This is a genomic window from Lysobacter sp. TAB13, assembly GCF_052113885.1.
Lineage (GTDB): Bacteria > Pseudomonadota > Gammaproteobacteria > Xanthomonadales > Xanthomonadaceae > Lysobacter > Lysobacter gummosus.
Genome location: NZ_JBFRDR010000019.1, coordinates 85,754 through 101,744, shown reverse-complemented (window position 1 = coordinate 101,744; position 15,991 = coordinate 85,754). Strand labels below are relative to the sequence as shown.

15 protein-coding genes are annotated in these 15,991 nt (G+C 66.5%); 7 read left to right on the top strand and 8 right to left on the bottom strand.

All coding sequences use genetic code 11. From position 1 onward, the window contains the following. Positions 1-507: 507 nt before the first annotated feature. The 4 genes from AB4Y92_RS19760 to AB4Y92_RS19745 form a co-directional block, all read right to left on the bottom strand. Positions 508-1,257: a 2OG-Fe dioxygenase family protein gene (locus tag AB4Y92_RS19760; RefSeq protein WP_441821210.1), complete on the bottom strand. Its 750-nt coding sequence runs from the start codon at positions 1,255-1,257 to the stop codon at positions 508-510. Positions 1,258-1,302: 45 nt separating this feature from the next. Beyond that, on the bottom strand, positions 1,303-1,698 hold the full coding sequence (locus tag AB4Y92_RS19755; protein WP_441821209.1) for an MAPEG family protein: 396 nt from the start codon (positions 1,696-1,698) through the stop codon (positions 1,303-1,305). Between the two features lie 153 nt (positions 1,699-1,851). Beyond that, the gene (locus tag AB4Y92_RS19750; RefSeq protein ID WP_441821208.1) at positions 1,852-3,630 is read right to left on the bottom strand and encodes a M28 family metallopeptidase; all 1,779 of its coding nucleotides are present in this window, start codon (positions 3,628-3,630) and stop codon (positions 1,852-1,854) included. Between the two features lie 458 nt (positions 3,631-4,088). Further along, complete coding sequence (locus tag AB4Y92_RS19745) at positions 4,089-4,760, bottom strand: hypothetical protein (protein WP_441821207.1); 672 nt, start codon at positions 4,758-4,760, stop codon at positions 4,089-4,091. 244 nt (positions 4,761-5,004) lie between these two features. Here AB4Y92_RS19745 and gpmI point away from each other — a divergent pair, with 244 nt between their 5' ends. From gpmI to AB4Y92_RS19730, 3 genes are all read left to right on the top strand, one after another. After that, the gene (gene gpmI, locus AB4Y92_RS19740; RefSeq protein ID WP_441821206.1) at positions 5,005-6,540 is read left to right on the top strand and encodes a 2,3-bisphosphoglycerate-independent phosphoglycerate mutase; all 1,536 of its coding nucleotides are present in this window, start codon (positions 5,005-5,007) and stop codon (positions 6,538-6,540) included. Beyond that, on the top strand, positions 6,540-7,805 hold the full coding sequence (locus AB4Y92_RS19735) for a murein hydrolase activator EnvC family protein (protein WP_441821205.1): 1,266 nt from the start codon (positions 6,540-6,542) through the stop codon (positions 7,803-7,805). Before gpmI ends, AB4Y92_RS19735 begins: the two co-directional genes overlap by 1 nt. A 219-nt stretch (positions 7,806-8,024) precedes the next feature. Beyond that, positions 8,025-9,545, top strand: coding sequence for a S41 family peptidase (locus tag AB4Y92_RS19730; RefSeq protein WP_441821204.1), 1,521 nt, complete (start codon positions 8,025-8,027; stop codon positions 9,543-9,545). A 252-nt stretch (positions 9,546-9,797) separates the two neighbouring features. Here AB4Y92_RS19730 and AB4Y92_RS19725 read toward each other — a convergent pair whose 3' ends face one another. Beyond that, complete coding sequence (locus tag AB4Y92_RS19725; protein WP_057941385.1) at positions 9,798-10,115, bottom strand: DUF1820 family protein; 318 nt, start codon at positions 10,113-10,115, stop codon at positions 9,798-9,800. A 177-nt stretch (positions 10,116-10,292) separates the two neighbouring features. Further along, the gene (locus AB4Y92_RS19720) at positions 10,293-10,988 is read right to left on the bottom strand and encodes a rhomboid family intramembrane serine protease (RefSeq protein ID WP_215056195.1); all 696 of its coding nucleotides are present in this window, start codon (positions 10,986-10,988) and stop codon (positions 10,293-10,295) included. A 266-nt stretch (positions 10,989-11,254) separates the two neighbouring features. Between AB4Y92_RS19720 and AB4Y92_RS19715 the strand changes: the two genes are divergently transcribed. From AB4Y92_RS19715 to AB4Y92_RS19705, 3 genes are all read left to right on the top strand, one after another. Next, entirely contained in the window at positions 11,255-12,634 is a 1,380-nt protein-coding gene (locus AB4Y92_RS19715; RefSeq protein ID WP_441821203.1) for an OmpP1/FadL family transporter, read from the top strand. A gap of 171 nt (positions 12,635-12,805) precedes the next feature. Continuing rightward, a complete protein-coding gene (locus AB4Y92_RS19710; protein ID WP_441821202.1) occupies positions 12,806-13,504 on the top strand; it encodes an MOSC domain-containing protein in 699 nt (232 codons plus the stop codon). 65 nt (positions 13,505-13,569) lie between these two features. Beyond that, positions 13,570-13,824: a DUF2164 domain-containing protein gene (locus tag AB4Y92_RS19705; RefSeq protein WP_057941389.1), complete on the top strand. Its 255-nt coding sequence runs from the start codon at positions 13,570-13,572 to the stop codon at positions 13,822-13,824. 137 nt (positions 13,825-13,961) lie between these two features. Here AB4Y92_RS19705 and AB4Y92_RS19700 read toward each other — a convergent pair whose 3' ends face one another. After that, a complete protein-coding gene (locus AB4Y92_RS19700; RefSeq protein ID WP_441821201.1) occupies positions 13,962-14,414 on the bottom strand; it encodes a DUF3574 domain-containing protein in 453 nt (150 codons plus the stop codon). A 271-nt stretch (positions 14,415-14,685) separates the two neighbouring features. Between AB4Y92_RS19700 and AB4Y92_RS19695 the strand changes: the two genes are divergently transcribed. Beyond that, entirely contained in the window at positions 14,686-15,072 is a 387-nt protein-coding gene (locus AB4Y92_RS19695) for a hypothetical protein (RefSeq protein ID WP_441821200.1), read from the top strand. Between the two features lie 265 nt (positions 15,073-15,337). Here the strand turns inward: AB4Y92_RS19695 and AB4Y92_RS19690 are convergent, their stop codons facing one another. Then, positions 15,338-15,961, bottom strand: a complete 624-nt coding sequence (locus AB4Y92_RS19690) for a LysM peptidoglycan-binding domain-containing protein (RefSeq protein ID WP_441821199.1) — start codon at positions 15,959-15,961, stop codon at positions 15,338-15,340. Between the last annotated feature and the right edge of the window lie 30 nt (positions 15,962-15,991).

Below are 15,991 nucleotides of genomic sequence, written 5' to 3'. Positions count from 1 at the left end.
ATCGCCAGGGGCTTTACCCTAAAACGCCGCAACCACTGGTTGCGGCGTTTTTCTTTGCGCGCGGGAAACTTACTACCACCGGCCACTTCGCCCGAGTTACTTCCGTGGTTCCAGTTACTTCGGGAGTTAATTCCCGCGCGGAGTTAATCCGCCTTAGCCGCGGATGGCGCGCCGGCGGATTCGATGAATCCTTGAACGCGCTCTGTAGATTCGCCGCATCCGTGGAGGGCGTAATCCGTCGAATCCTTAAGCGATCCCGTTAGCTTTGCCAACTGGGCGGAATGTTCGGCTGAATTCGACTGTTGTAATCAAAGGGCGGCGGCGTCGGCGAATCAGCCGGAGCGTCGCTTCCTATTCAACAGTGAAATTTGTCTGGAAGTAACTAAGCCTGCTTTATCGGCCGGCCGGCCGGCCGACGACAGGTGGGAATGTCGAAGAAACGCATTCCTCCAACCAACACCGAACCGCTGGAGCCGCGACAGCGCCGGGTCCGGCTGGAGAGCCCTGTCAATGCGAAGCAGGCGTACCCTCACCCCGAAACGTCACCACCAACACATCCCGATGCGCTTCGCGCTCCGGGTCCAGCGGCGTCACCGCGGTGACGCCATGAAACACGCGGGCATCGTCGACCAAGGCCGCGTCCAACGGCGCGGTCAGGGTGAAGCTGCCCAGCAGGCGGCGATCGCCGTCGTGGATGGTGGTCGTGCCGCTGACGATGTTGTGACGGTCGATCAGCAGCACCAGCACGTAGTCCACTCCGTCGCGATGCACGCCCTCGGGCGTGGGCTGGCCGTCCTGATCGCTGCGCGCCTCGATGCGGAACTGGTGCAGTTCGATATGCCAGGCCGGCGTTTGCGGCGCCAGCGCGGAAAAGAAATCGCGGCAGAACGCGAGCACGGTGCCCAGCGTCTGACCTTGCGCGATATCGTCGCGCACCGGTTCGAACCAGCGCTCGATGTCGCCCTGCAAGGTGTTGTAGCTCAGGCTCTGGTAATGCGGCTGATGCGGCCGGCGTTCGATCGCGCCCTCGCGTCCGGCGCGGAATACCGCGTGGCGGCGCCGGCGTTGTTGGCCGACGCGGGCCAGGTAAGCGTCGGGCGCGAGATCGTTCCAGCTGTCGGCGAATACGTTCCAGTCCTGCAGTGAGCCGTGCTCTTGCAGGTGTGTGCGCATGTCCTCGCCGGCGACGAAACGAAAGCCGTCGTCGCGCAGCGATTGCGCGAATTCATCGTGATCGAAAATCGGAGCCGGGGACATGCGGAACTCTGCGGAATGCTTAGGGCGATGGCGCCGTGGTTTGGATCAGATCGCGGCCAACGCGGCCAGCGCCAGCAATGCCACCACGCAGAGGAAACCGATTGCCCAGACCAGACTGCGCAGCGGCGCCTTGCCGGCGATGTAGAACACGCCGTGCAGCACGCGGCAGACCACGAACACGATCGACAGGATCACGATCCAGTTCGTGTCCACGCCGGCCATCTGCGCGGCGAGTACGCCGGCGGCGAACGGGGCGAAGGCTTCGAAGGCGTTGAGGTGGGCGGCGTAGGCGGCGTTGGAACGCGGGTTGTCCTGCCGCGCCTGCCAGGCGCGCGGGTCGCGATTGTCGTAACGCTTGCCGTTGGCCTTGGCGACCGTGGCCCACAGGTAGGGCATCAGCGCGGCGATCAGCAGGCACCAATAGGCGAGGGTCATGGACATGCGCGTTCCTTCGTGGGCGAACCGCGTTCGGCGGTGCGCTCAGCCTAGCGGAAAAAACGACGGCGCCCGCGGGCGCCGTCGTCGGATCGCTTTGCGGCCGCGGGCGGCCCGATCGCTGGACTGATCGGGACGCGACCGGCGGCCGGCGGCGGCTTACTTCGCCGGCGCCATCAGCTTGTCGTGCGCGGCGCGGAAGGCGTTGCCTTCGTACCAGTTCGGCCATTGCTCGTTGCCGGCCAGGGTCTTGCCGACGCCGTACAGCGCGTCCAGATCCTGGACCACGCCGTCGAGCTTCCAGGCCGGGTCGAACTGGTCGGCCGGCTTGTGATAGCGGTTGTCGCGGTAATCGATCTGCGCTTTCTGGCCGGCTTCCACGCCGCCGTCGAGCAGGTCGTCGCCGCCCTTGGCGTACAGCGCGGGCACGCCGGCCTTGGCGAAGTTGAAGTGATCGGAGCGGAAGTAGAAGCCGTCCTGCGGCGTGCCCTCGGCATGCAGCACGCGCTGCTGGCCGTCGGCGACGGTCTTGAGGATGTCCTCCAGCTCCGAGCTGCCGTAGCCGACCACGGTCATGTCGCGGGCCTTGCCGATGATCGGCATCGCATCGAGGTTGATCACCGCGACGGTCTTGTTGAGCGGCACGGTCGGATGGGCGACGTAGTACTTCGAACCCAGCAGGCCGGATTCTTCCAAAGTCACCGCCAGGAACAGCAGCGAGCGATCCGGCGGCGGCGTCTGCTTGGTGAAGGCTTCGGCGATTTCCAGGATGCCGGCCACGCCCGAGGCGTTATCGACCGCGCCGTTGTAGATCGTGTCCGGACCGGTGGTCTTGGCATCGGCGCCGTGGCCTTCGTGGCCGCCTTCGCCGGTATGGTTGCCCAAGTGATCCCAGTGCGCCATGTAGACGATGGCTTCGTCCGGACGCTTGGCGCCGTCCAGACGCGCGATCACATTGCGCGAGGCCTTCTGGCTGATCTTGCTCTTCAGATCCACCGAGGCCTTGGCCTGCAGCGCGATTGCCTTGAAGCCGCGCTTGCCGGCGGCCTGATACAACTGGTCGAGGTTCTGGCCCAGATCGCCGAGCAACTTGCGCGCGGCTTCGTTGGTGATCCAGCCCTGCACCGGCAGGCGCGGTTCCGGATCGTCCTTGGCCGGCAGATCGAACTGCGCGCCGGACCACGAGTTCTTCACGACCTCCCAGCCGTACGAAGCGCCGGCGGTGTCGTGAATGATCAGCGCGGCCTTCGCGCCCTGGCGTGCGGCCTCTTCGAACTTGTAGGTCCAGCGGCCGTAGTAGGTCATCCGCTTGCCTTCGAACAAGGTCGCGTCCTGGCCGTGGAAACCCGGGTCGTTGACGAACATGACGACGGTCTTGCCCTTCACATCGACGCCGGCGTAGTCGTTCCACTGCTGCTCGGGCGCGTTGACGCCGTAGCCGACGAAGACCAGGTCGCTGCCGTCGATCTTCACTTCCGGCTGGCCGGTGCGGGTGCCGACGACCATGTCGCTGCCGAACTTCAACTCGCGCGCCTGTCCCTTGACGTCGAGCTTGAGCGAGGCGGTTTCATCGGCCGTGGTTTCCACCATCGGCACGGTCTGGAAATAACTGTCGCCGTTGCCGGGTTTCAGTCCCAGGCGCTTGAACTGCGCTTCCAGGTATTGGACGGTCTTTTCCTCGCCGGCGCTGCCGGGCGCGCGGCCTTCGAATTCGTCCGAGGCCAGGATCTTGACGTGTTGGGCGAAGTCGGCGGCGTTGATGGCCGCGTCGAAGGCGTGATCGCCGGGCGCGGCGGTCTGCGCGGCCGGTTGTTCGGCCGGCTTGGGCGCTTCGGCGGTGCCGGCGGGCTTGTTGCAGGCCGACAGGACCAGCGCGGCGGCGACCAGCGAGGTGGCTTTCAGCAGCGGGGTGGTTCGGGACAGGGGCGTTCGGGACAAGAGCGAAACCTCCAGGAGCGGCTCGTGGGCCGGGGGTGGGGGAGGTCCATTCTAGGTGCAGGCTCGGGCGTGTGTTGTCCGATCGAGCGGGTTCGCCGAACGGTGGTGGGGTGGGGAGTCGGAGCCGGGATGCCAGAGTCTGGAGTCCAGGGCCTGGAGTCCAGGGCCTCATGCACCAGACACCAGACACCAGAGCCAACGTACCTACCTACCGTCATTCCCGCGAACGCGGGAATCCAGGGCCTTTCGTGCGAGGACGTTTGAAGTCGCTGGATTCCCGCGTTCGCGGGAATGACGTTCTGGAAGGATGACGCTGAAGTCTCTGGATTCCCGCCTTCGCGGGAATGACGGTCTGGGGAGATGGCGCTAAAAGCTCGCAAGCCCGCCCTCGCCCGACTCCTTATCTTCGACCAAAAGAAACCGCAGGAGGAATGGAATCGAGGCGAGGGGCAAAACCCTTACTTGAACTGCGGCGTAGGCGTATTGAACGCAATCGCCGTAGCGCCGCTAATCGAACCGGTCTTCGCGCTGGAGTGGACATATAGCTCCACCTCGCGCTCGAACACCAGGCTGCCGTCCACGCGCGCATTCGGGCCGATGATCACGCGCGGGGCGCGGCGCTCGGGCAGATTCAGGCCGTGCGGCTTGCTGTAGTGGATGCCGCCGCTGATGTGCGAATCCACGCCGACGGTGAGGTCGCCGTTGACTGTTTCGATGCTGCCGGTGACGTCGGTATCGACCAGGCCGATGGCGCCGTTGACGGTGCTGACCTTGCCGCGCACGGTGCCGCCGCGATCGACGAAGATGCTGCCGTTGACCGTTTCCAGGCCGGCGGTCGCGGTCAGGTTGGTGCCGGCGCGGATGCCGCCGTTGACCGTTTCCAGGCCGCCGGTCTGGGTGCTGGAACCGATGACGATGCCGCCGTTGACGGTCTGGACGTCTTCGACCCGGGCGTTGTCGCCGACCTTGATGCTGCCGTTGACGGTCTCCAGGTCGCCGCGGCGTTCGCTGGAGCCTACCGAGATGCTGCCGTTGACCTTGCTGATGCCGTCGTCGGCGAAAGCCAGCGGCGCCGCCAGGCTCAGGGCGGTCATCAGCGACAGGGCGAGGGTGAGGCGAGTGCGCGTCATGGCATGTTCCATTGTCTGAGTGGGCAAGCAAACAGATGCGGCGAGTGCGCAAACGGTTTAACCCGAAGGCATCTTTAGCGATGATTCGTGCCGTAGATTTGCCGGATCAAGCACTTGCGTCGCACCCGGCGATGTCGTCCGGGCACGGATCGTCCGTTCCCCGAGGCTTCATCGCCCGCTTCGCTACAATCGCAGAACCCGCCCGCGGCGGCCCCTGCCCCTCGTCATATTAGGAATCCCCCACGTGTCAGCGACTCCCCGACCCAAGCCCGTAGTGCTGCTGATCCTGGACGGTTGGGGCCACCGCGACGATCCGACCGACAACGCCCTGGCCCAGGCCACCCTGCCGAACTGGGACGCGCTGGAGGCCAGTGAGGCCCACACCCTGATCCACACCGAAGGCCGCCACGTCGGCCTGCCGGACGGGCAGATGGGCAATTCCGAAGTCGGCCACATGAACCTGGGCGCCGGCCGCATCGTCTATCAGGACCTGACCCGCATCGATGCCGCCATCGAGGACGCCAGCTTCTTCGCCAACGACGAACTGCGCGCGGCCTGCGCGGCGGCGAAGTCGGCCGGCGCGACCTTGCACCTGATGGGCCTGCTCTCGCCCGGCGGCGTGCACAGTCACGAACGCCATATCTTCGCGATGATCGACCTGGCCCGCCGCGAAGGCGTGGCCCGCGTCGCCGTGCATGCCTTCCTCGACGGCCGCGACATGCCGCCCAAGTCGGCCGCGCCGAGCCTGCAACGGCTGGAAGAAGTCTGCGCCGCCGCCGGCAACGCTCACATCGCGTCGATCAGCGGCCGCTACTACGCGATGGACCGCGACAAGCGCTGGGATCGCCAACTGCGCGCCTGGAACGCGATCGTCGAAGCCGACAGCGAGCAACACGCGGCGACCGCGCAGGAAGGCCTGGACGCGGCATATACGCGCGGCGAAACCGATGAGTTCGTCGCCCCCACCGTGATCGGCGACGCCAAGCCGATGGCCGACGGCGACGCGGTGGTGTTCATGAATTTCCGCGCCGACCGCGCGCGCCAGCTCACCGCCGCTTTCGTCGATCCGAATTTCGACGGCTACCCGGCGCGCCGGCCGAAGCTGTCGCGCTTCGTCTGCCTGACCGAATACGATGCGCGCCTGCCGGCGCCGGTGGCCTTCGGCCCGGACGATCTGCACAACACTCTGGGCGAGTTGCTGGCGGCCCATCACCTGACCCAGCTGCGTATCGCCGAGACGGAAAAATACGCGCACGTCACCTTCTTCTTCAGCGGCGGTCGCGAAGACCCTTATGAAGGCGAAAGCCGCATCCTGGTGCCGAGCCCGAAGGTCGCGACCTACGATCTGCAGCCGGAGATGAGCTGCCCGGAAGTCACCGCCAAGCTCGCCGAGGCCATCCGCACGCAGTCGGTGGACGTGGCGATCTGCAACATCGCCAATCCCGACATGGTCGGCCACACCGGCGATCTGCAGGCGGCGATCCTGGCCGCGCAGGCGGTGGACAAGGCGATCGGCGTGATCGTCGCGGCGGTACGCGAAGTCGGTGGCGCGCTGCTGATCACCGCCGACCACGGCAATCTGGAAATGATGCGCGACCCCGCCACCGGCCAGCCGCATACCGCGCACACCGTCGGCCCGGTGCCGCTGATCTATCTCGGACCGCGCAAGGGCAGCTTGCGCAGCGGCGGCGCCTTGCGCGACGTCGCGCCGACCATCCTGGATCTGCTCGGCATCGAGCAACCGGCCGAGATGACCGGCCGCAGCCTGTTGCAGCCCTGATGCGGTTCGCGCGCGCGTGGCTCATCGCATGGCTGGCGGTTATGCCGCTGGCCGCGCCCGTGGCCGCGCACGCCGCGGCGCAGAGCACCAGCCGCGAAGCCGAGCGCAAGCTCGAGAAGATCAAGACCGAACTCAAATCGGTCGCCGACGAACGCCGCAAGCTGGAAGGCCAGCGCGGCGACGCCACCCAGCAACTGCGCGCGGCCGACGAACAGGTCGGCCATTCCAACCGCGCCCTTCGCGACATCGAAACCCGGCTGGCGCGCGAGCAGGCGTCGATGAAGCAGTTGCAGGCCAAGCGCGACGCGCTCAACACCAAGCTAGGTTCGCAACGCCAGGAGCTGGCGCGGCTGCTGCGCGCGGCCTACGCGCAAGGCAACGACGCGCCGCTGAAACTGCTGCTGTCGCAGGACCGCGTCGCCGACAGCGGCCGCATCCTGACCTATCACGGTTATGTGCAGCGCGATCGCGCCAAGCGCATCAACGAACTCAGCACGCAGTTACGTGAGCTGGACACGCTGGAGCGGCAGATCGTCGAGCGTCGGGCCAGTCTGGACAGCACTCGCAAGCAGCAGCGCAGCCAGATCAGCCAGTTGGAAAAGGACCGCAAGGCGCGTGCTGCGTTGGTCGCGCAGATCAACGAAAAATATCAGGACCGCAGCACGCGCGAACGCGAGCTCGGCCGCGACGCCAAGGGCCTGGAACAACTGCTGGCCAAACTGCGCGCCGCCGCCGCGCGCGCCGAAGCGCAGCGCCGCGCTGCCGCCAAGGCCAAGGCCGAACGCGAAGCGCGCGAAGCCCGCGCCGCGGCCGCGGCGGCAGCGAGCGGCAAACCCGCGCCGGTGCGCAAGCCGCCGGTCGCGGTCGCCAGCGCGCCCGCGCCGCAGGTCGGCGGTCTGGGCTGGCCGGTGTCCGGCGCCTTGCTGGCCGGTTTCGGCGGCACCATGCCCGACGGCCGCAGCAGCGAAGGCTTGCTGATCGGCGCGCCGGCCGGCGCCACGGTCAAGGCGGTCGGCGACGGCACCGTGGTGTATTCGGAATGGATGACCGGTTACGGCCTGCTGCTGATCGTCGATCACGGCAACGGTTACATGAGCCTGTACGCGAACAACGACGCCTTGCTCAAGGACGCCGGCGCGACGGTCAAGAAGGGCGATGCGGTCGCCACCGTCGGCAGTTCCGGCGGCCACGGCCGGCCGGCGCTGTACTTCGAACTGCGGCGCGGCGGTCAGCCGGTGAATCCCAACACCTGGCTGCGGCGCTGATCCGATCGCGGTGCCGGGCTCAGGCCGCGCCGCAACCGCCCGAACCTGCCGATCCGGCAAGGTTTATCGCCTCAAAAGCCGCCGCGGATGAATCGTCCGCGGCGCGTCGCGACGGGTTTAACAAAAGCTTGCAACCGCCCCGCTTAACGTGCGCAGATAATCCATCGAACCCGGCCCGCGCCTTGCGGTCCAACCGCTACCTGTTTCGGAGCGCCGTGCATGTCCTTGCGTCACCCTCTGCGTAATTGGCTACCGCTCGTCCTGGCGCTGAGCGCCGTTCCGGCCATGGCCCAGCAGGCGCCCGAGCCCAAGCCGGCCGTCGCGCCCGCAAGTCCGGCGCCGGCCCAGGCGTCGCCGCCCAAGCCCGCCGCCGCGCCCAAACCCGCCGACAGCACACCGGCGGCCAAGCCCGGCAACGACGACGACAGCGACGATCAGGCCGCGCCGGTGCCTCCGGCCCAGGCGCCTGCCACGGCCAAGGCCAAGAGCAAGCCGGGCAAGGGCGAAGACGACGCCGATTCCAAGGTGCCGATCGACGAAATCCGTCGCTACGTCGCCGTCTACAACGCGGTGAAACAGGCCTATGTCGAACCGGTCGACGACGCCAAGCTGATGCATTCGGCGATCCGCGGCCTGTTGCTCGATCTCGATCCGCACAGCGTCTATTTCGACAAGGTCGCCGCGGAGGATTTCGACGAACAGTCGCGCGGCAACTACGAAGGCATCGGCGTGGAACTGCAGCGCCAGCCCGACGGCACCCTGCGCGTGATCTCGCCGATCGACGACACGCCCGCCACCCGCGCCGGCATCAAGGCCGGCGATCTGATCACCGCCATCGACGGCAAGCCGTTCAAGGTCGATGACGCCGACAGCTCCGGCCCGCTGCGCGGCCCGGCCGGCAGCAAGGTGGTACTAACCATCATCCGCGAAGGCCGCGACAAGCCGTTCGATGTCACCGTCGCGCGCGAAACCATCCGCGTGGCCAGCGTCAAGGGCCGCATGCTTGAACCGGGTTACGGCTACATCCGCGTCGCCGCGTTCCAGGCCGACACCGCCGCCGATTTCGAGACCCAACTGGAGAAGTTGAAAACCCAATCCGGCGGAAAACTGCGCGGCCTGATCATGGACCTGCGCAGCAATCCCGGCGGCCTGCTGACCGCGGCGGTGCAGATCGCCGACGACATGCTCGAAAGCGGCAAGATCGTCAGCACCCGCGGCCGCATCGCGATCAGCGACGCCGAGTTCGGCGCGACCCCGGGCGACCGCCTCGACGGCGCGCCGCTGGTGGTGTTGGTCGATGCCGGTTCGGCCAGCGCCTCGGAAGTGCTGGCTGGCGCCTTGCGCGACAACGGCCGCGCGCGCGTGGTCGGCAGCCGCACCTTCGGCAAGGGCTCGGTGCAGACCGTGCTGCCGCTGGACAACGGCGATTCGGTCAAGCTCACCACCGCGCGTTACTACACGCCCAGCGGCAAATCGATCCAGGCCTTGGGCATCGTTCCCGACGTGGTGATCCGCGCGCCGAAGACGCCGGACAACGACGGCCGCCCGAGCTACACCGAAGCGACCCTGCCGGGCCATCTGCACGGCGACGAAGAAGACGCGCCGGGCAGCAACGCCGGCGAAGTGCTCGAAGGCGACGCGCCGATCGCCTCGGCGTTGGCGGAACTGAAGAAACCGGCCGGCGCCAAGGTGCCGACCGCGGTGAGCAAGAGCGCGACGCCGAGCGCGAACCGGCGCTGAGCGGTAGCGGTTCGGCGATTGCTCGAGATTGCGAAAACACCCGGCCCCGGCCGGGTGTTTTCGTTTGCGCGAAGTCTTTTGTAGGAGGGGCTTCAGCCCCGATGCTTTTCGTTCCGACAAGGCAAGTCTGTCGAGGTCTGATAGAAAAGCATCGGGGCTAAAGCCCCTCCTACAAAAGACGTCGTGGCTTCGCGGTTTGTGATTGTGTCGCTATCCCGAAGTTGCGGATGCGAACTCACGCGCGCTAACCGCTCAGCGCGGCTTGGCCGGAAACGGAAACGGCGTCACCACTTTTTCGCCGGTGGCCGCGTCGCGGATCGCCGACTGGCCTTTGCGCTCGACTTCCTCGATCCGCACGATGCTCTGCATCGGCAGATGCAGCACCCGCGTGGTGCCGAACTCATCGCGCAGGCGTTCTTCGGTGGGATCGACCACCACGCCCTCGTGCAGGTCGAACACCAGCTCGCTGATCTCGGTGAAACCCCACAACGTGCCCGAGGCGATCTTGCGCGCGTACAGCTCGTAGATCTTACCGGCGTTGAGGAAGGTGACTTTGTAGAGAGTGGGCATGGGAGGCCGGGGAGCGTGAATGGAGAATCAGGAATCGGGAATCGGGAATCGGGAATCGTAAAAACGGTCACGCCGTGAACTGAAATTACCTTGGGGTTCGCGACTTCAACACAAGGGCGATAGTGTTCCACCACGGCTTTTACGATTCCCGATTCTCCATTCCCGATTCCCGGCCCTTCAGTATCCACGCTTGCGCCGCAGCCGCCGCGCGATGCCGGCGCGCGCGATCAGCGCGAACGCGCCGCCGAAGGCGAATCCGGCCAGATGCGCCGACCACGCCACCGCGCCGAACGCCGGGCCGATGAAGGTGAACACGACCTGCAGCAGCGCCCACACCCCGATCAACAACGGCGCCGGCACCTTCACGAACTGCAGGAACAACCCCAGCGGCACCACCACGCCGAGCTTGGCGCTGGGGAACAGCGCCAGGTATGCGCCGATCAGCGCCGACACCGCGCCGCTGGCGCCGATGATCAGCCGGTCCGGCGTGGCGATGGCGATCACCGCGGCCAGATTGGCCACCGCGCCGCCGAACAGGAACAGCGCCAGCAACCGCCACGGCCCCATCGCGCGCTCGGCCGGCAGGCCGAAGATCAACAGGAACACCAGGTTGCCGAGCAGATGCGCCCAGTCGGCGTGCAGGAACAAGGCGCTGAACAGACGCAGCACGCTGCCGTCGCGGATCGCGTCCCACCACGCCTCCGGGTTGGACAGGCCGCCCGACAACGCGCCCCATTCGACCATCAGGCGGCGCTGCTCGGGATCGGGCAGGACCACGGCCGAGACGATGAAGCACATCCACAGCAGCGCGAACAGCAGCGGGGTGGCCCAGCGCAGCCGGGTGCGCTCGCGCGAGGGAATCGAGACGAACACCGTTCAGCCCCGCCGGCCGGGCACGCGGACGGTGCCCCTGTTAAGGCAGAAATACGACGTAAGTCTCTGTGAAACCTGGGTTTGCGACATCGGTACGGGATGGGTTTGCGGGGTTGGGCGTATTGTTAGCGTTCGGTTAATAGCCGCGCTATAGTGCATACGGCGTCGTACGTCGGGAGGGGTTTCCGGCGGCACGAGGGTCGCTTCGGCGGCTTGCGTGCACACGGCCGAGTCAGACGAAAAATACTCCAACGGAGACTACACGCATGCAACCCTCACACCGCTACACCCGCCTGACCGCGCTCGCGCTCGGTATCGCTGGCGTCATCACTTTCGGTTCGGCCGGTGCAACCGGTTTCCAGATTCGCGAGAACAGCGTCAAGAACCAGGGCCGCGCATTCGCCGGCAGCGCGGTTTCGGAAAACGACGCCTCGGTCGTTTCCAATAATCCGGCCGCGATGGTCAACCTGGATACCGTCACCATCCGTGGCGACGTGACCGCGATCGATCTGACCGCCAAGTTCACCGGCGGCGGCAGCGCCGCGGCCGGCACCCCGCTCGCGCGCTCGCTGACCGGCGGCAACGGCGGCGACCCGGGCGACATCACCGCCGTTCCGGCGATGTCGATCGTCGTACCGCTGCACGGCGCCTTCGAGAAGCTCACTCTCGGCGCTCAGCTCAGCGCGCCGTTCGGCCTGAAGACCGAATACGACAGCGACTGGGTCGGCCGCTACAACGCGATCGAGTCGGAAGTGAAGACCATCGATCTGACGCTGTCGGCCGCGATCAAGCTGACCGATCGCTTCTCGATCGGCGCCGGCTTCATCTACGAGCGCGCCGAAGCGACCCTGACCAACGCGGTGGACTTCGGCTCGGCGATCTGCCGCGTCTCGGTCGCCGCTTGCGTCACGCCGAACCCGGTCGCCGCACCGTTCGGCCCGCAGAAGAACGACGGTCTGGCCAAGGTCAAGGGCGACGACACCGGTATCGGCTGGATCCTGGGCTTCCAGTGGAAGCCGACCGACGCGCTGGCGATCGGTTACTCGCACCGCTCGGAAATCGACCACGACCTGGAAGGCAACATCACCTTCACCAAGCCCGGCTCGGTGGCGGCGCTGTTCGCCGCGCGCGGCATCAACACCTACAACAGCGGCCCCGGCGGCGCGGCGTTGACCACGCCGAGCACCGATACGCTGAGCGTGTCGTACAAGTTCACCGACCAGTTCCGCATGATGTTCGACGCGCAGAAGACCGACTGGCATTCGCTGCAGTCCGTCGATATCAAGCGCGCCGACGGCACGCTGATCACCAGCGAGCAGTTCAAGTGGGAAGACACGATGATGTACGCACTCGGCGCCGAGTACGACTTCAACGATTCCTTCACCCTGCGCGGCGGTGTGGCCAAGGACGAGTCGCCGACCAACGACACGCACCGCACCCCGCGTCTGCCCGACAACGACCGTACCCTGTACTCGTTGGGCCTGACCTGGAACGCGAACGAGCACCTGAGCGTCGATGCGGCCTACACCCGCATCCAGATCGACAGCCCGGACGTCAACGTGGTGTCCTCGAGCGGCTCGACCCTGGTCGGCAAGTTCAAGGGCCACGCCGATCTGTTCGGCATCGCGGCTCAGTACAAGTTCTGATCCAACGCCGTATCGCTGAACGAAAAACCCCGCTTCGGCGGGGTTTTTCTTTTGCGGCGATGCGAGGATGGCGGTATCCGAGCGGCGGCGCCGTCCTGATGGCGGCGCCCGAGCGCGACGCACCGGCGATACGCCGCGCCGGCCGCGATGTCATCCGGGAGCGTCCTCGCCATGATCCGAACCCGCACCGTCATCGACTCGCTGCTGCGCGGCCGCGCGCGGCCTTACACGCGCCCGGGCAGCGTCAGCGCGATCGCCAAGACGCCGTTCGCCGGCCGCGTGCATATCGGCGAAGCGGGCGTGGACGGCGACGAGCAGGGCGACCGCCGCGTGCACGGCGGGCCCGACAAGGCCGTGCATCACTATCCGCGCGAGCATTACCGTGCCTGGCGCGAGGACATCGGCGATCACGCGCTGCTGCGCGCGCCCGGCGCGTTCGGGGAAAACTTCAGCGGCGAAGGCCTCACCGAGGCGCAGGTCTGCCTGTGCGATCGCTATCGCATCGGCGGCGTCCTGCTCGAAGTCAGCCAGGGCCGGCAGCCGTGCTGGAAGCTCAACGATCGCTTCGGCATCGCCGACATGGCGCGGCGCGTGCAGGCCAGCGGCCGCACCGGTTGGTATTACCGGGTGATCGAAAGCGGCGAGGCGGCGGCCGGCGACACGCTGGAGCTGGTCGAGCGCGCGTGGCCGCAATGGACGCTGCAACGCATCGCCACGATGCTGTACACGCGCACCCTGGATTTCGAAGAGCTGCGCGCGGCGCAGGCGCTGCCGCTGGTGCCGTCGTGGCGCAAGCTGGTGCAGATGCGGCTGGAGCGCGGCGCGGTCGAGGATTGGGGCTCGCGCATCGACGGGCCGGCGGCGGGTTGAGGCCGGCGACCGCGATGCGTGCGCGGCGGTTATCGTATGGCTTCACGCAACGAGCAGACACGGATATGGCCGAAATCAAGTTCACCGATGCGGAAAAGGCGTCGATCGTCGCCAAGCTGCAAGGCTATTTCAACGATGAGCTGAATCAGCAGATCGGCCGGTTCGACGCGGAGTTCTTGATCGATTTCATTTCGGAGGAAATCGGTGGCTATTACTACAACCGAGGTCTTTACGATGCGCAGACGCTGGTGGCGGCCAAGCTCGAAGCGGTCGGCGATGAGTTGCTGCAGTTGGAGCGGCGGACCGATTTCAGTCGGTGAGGTCGGGGCCGGGTTGGTCGGGGCTGATCGGAAAGCGTCGGGGCTGAAGCCCCTCCCACAAAAGCGGGCCCTCGCATGTTGCGGGGGGCGTGCTGCGGCGATGGGGTTGTCGGGGCCGACCGCCGCGGGACGGTAGATCAGCCCGCAGTCTTTGTACGCGCCGACTGCTGCGCAAAGCACGCGCGCGCCGGCGCGCTCACGATCAACACCGCTTCCTGTTTGAAGCGACGCTTGTATTCGTCGGCGATCTCGACCACGCGCTTGCGTTCTTCGGCGGTGTCCTCGTGGATCAGGTCGATCGCGCGCGAATCTTCCTGTTCGACCTGTCCGCTGTCGCCGCGCCACTGGCCCTTGGCCTGATACACGGTGAGGCCGGCGGGAAAACGCGGAGTCACGAATTCGGCGAGGAAGGCCTGCCACTGCGCTTCGCTGACCGGGCCGTCGGGGCTGTTCATGCCGAACAGCACGCGGTCGGCGCGGCGTTCGGCGCAGGCCGAGGGATCGCCGGGTTTGACCGGCAGCGGCGCCAAGGAAGCGCAGGCGGTCAGCGCGCACAGCAGCGACGCGGACAACAAGGATTTGCAGGACATGATCCGTATCTCCCGGGTGGGCGGCTCGCGCCGATGACGCGAGCGGGCGGCTTATTTTCGCAGCAAGCGCGGCGCGGTTTCGCGCGCGCAGTCAAGCTTATCTGCGATGCCCGTCGCAGGCTCGCGCCGCGAGCAAGCGCTAGGCTCGGGCACGGCCGCGGCGCTTGGTGAGCGACGCGGCGCGCCGATCGCAAAGTTGTGGAGTCCGCTCATGCCGCGCCCTGTTATTGTGGCTTTGTCGCTCGCTGTGTTCCTCGACTTGGGAGCCGCCATGAATTCTTCTTTCGCCCAGTCCCGCCTGCAGGCCTTGCAACCTGGGGATGCCGATTACGCGATCCTGCTGGACCTGGCCACGCCGCATGCGCGCAAGGCCACCGGCCTAGCCTTGAACTTGAAGATCGACGAACTCGATCGCCAGGGCGATTGGGCGTTCATGCGCTCGCAGATGCGCGGCGCCGACGGGCGCCGGCCCGATTGGAGCGCGAGCGTGTATGCCGAGCAGGCCGCGGCGGGCGGGATGTCGGACACCTATGCGGCTTTGTTCAAGCGCAACGGCGATCGGTGGAGTCTGGTCGCCGAGGCGGTCGCGCCGGGCGATGTGGCCTGGGAGTCGTGGCCGCAGCAGTACGGTGCGCCGGCTAGTTTGTTTGGGTATTGATCGGAGCGAATGGTCTGGCCTGAGGGGCGTGGCTTTCGTTCGCGTCGATGTTTCGTCTGGTGGTCGAGGTTGTCTGACTGCGGCCATCGACGCGATTGCCGACGATCCAACCAGCCGTCATTCCTGCGAAGGCGGGAATCCAGCGACTTCAGGCGTTCTCGCACGAAAGGCCCTGGATTCCCGCGTTCGCGGGAATGACGGTAGATAAGTAAGTCGCAGTGGGGGCGTACTTCGGTAACTGGAGAAGACGCAGCCCAGCAGCGACTCAGGGCTTCGACAGAATGTACCAATCCCCCGAAGCCCCGCCCCAGCTGATTTCCTGCGTGCCGTCGGCATTGCGGTTGTTCGAGCCGATGAACTGCGGCCGCCCGTTGCCGTCCAGGCCGGCGAACAGCACCGTGTGCGATTGCCGCGAGTTCTGCATGATGACCACGTCGCCGGGCTTGGCATGACTCACGTCCACGCGCTTCCAGCCTTCGGCGCTGAGTTTGTCGCGCAGCACCGCGACCGAATCGGTATGCCAGTTGATCGCACCGGCCTTCTGCAGGCAGGCGGTGACGAAGTTGGCGCAGCACACGTTGCTGGGCACGTTCGGATTCATCGGCAGCTCGCCGCTGCGCTTGAGGTCGCTGGCGTCGCGACCGAGGTACTGCTTGGCGATCGCCGCGGCGTTGCCGCTGCCGGTGCCACTGGGACGGCCGGTCTTTTCCGGGCCTTGAACGCCGGTGTTTCCGGGCCCCGCGCGGCCGTCGATGTTGAGCGTGCGGCCGGCGTAGATCAGGTCCGGATCCTTGATCTGCGCGTTGAGCGACATCAACCGATCGACGCTGGTGTGATAGCGCATCGCGATTTCCGACAGCGTGTCGCCGCGGACGATGTTGTGGATCATTGGAGACTCTCCCGTCGGATTCGAGGAAAC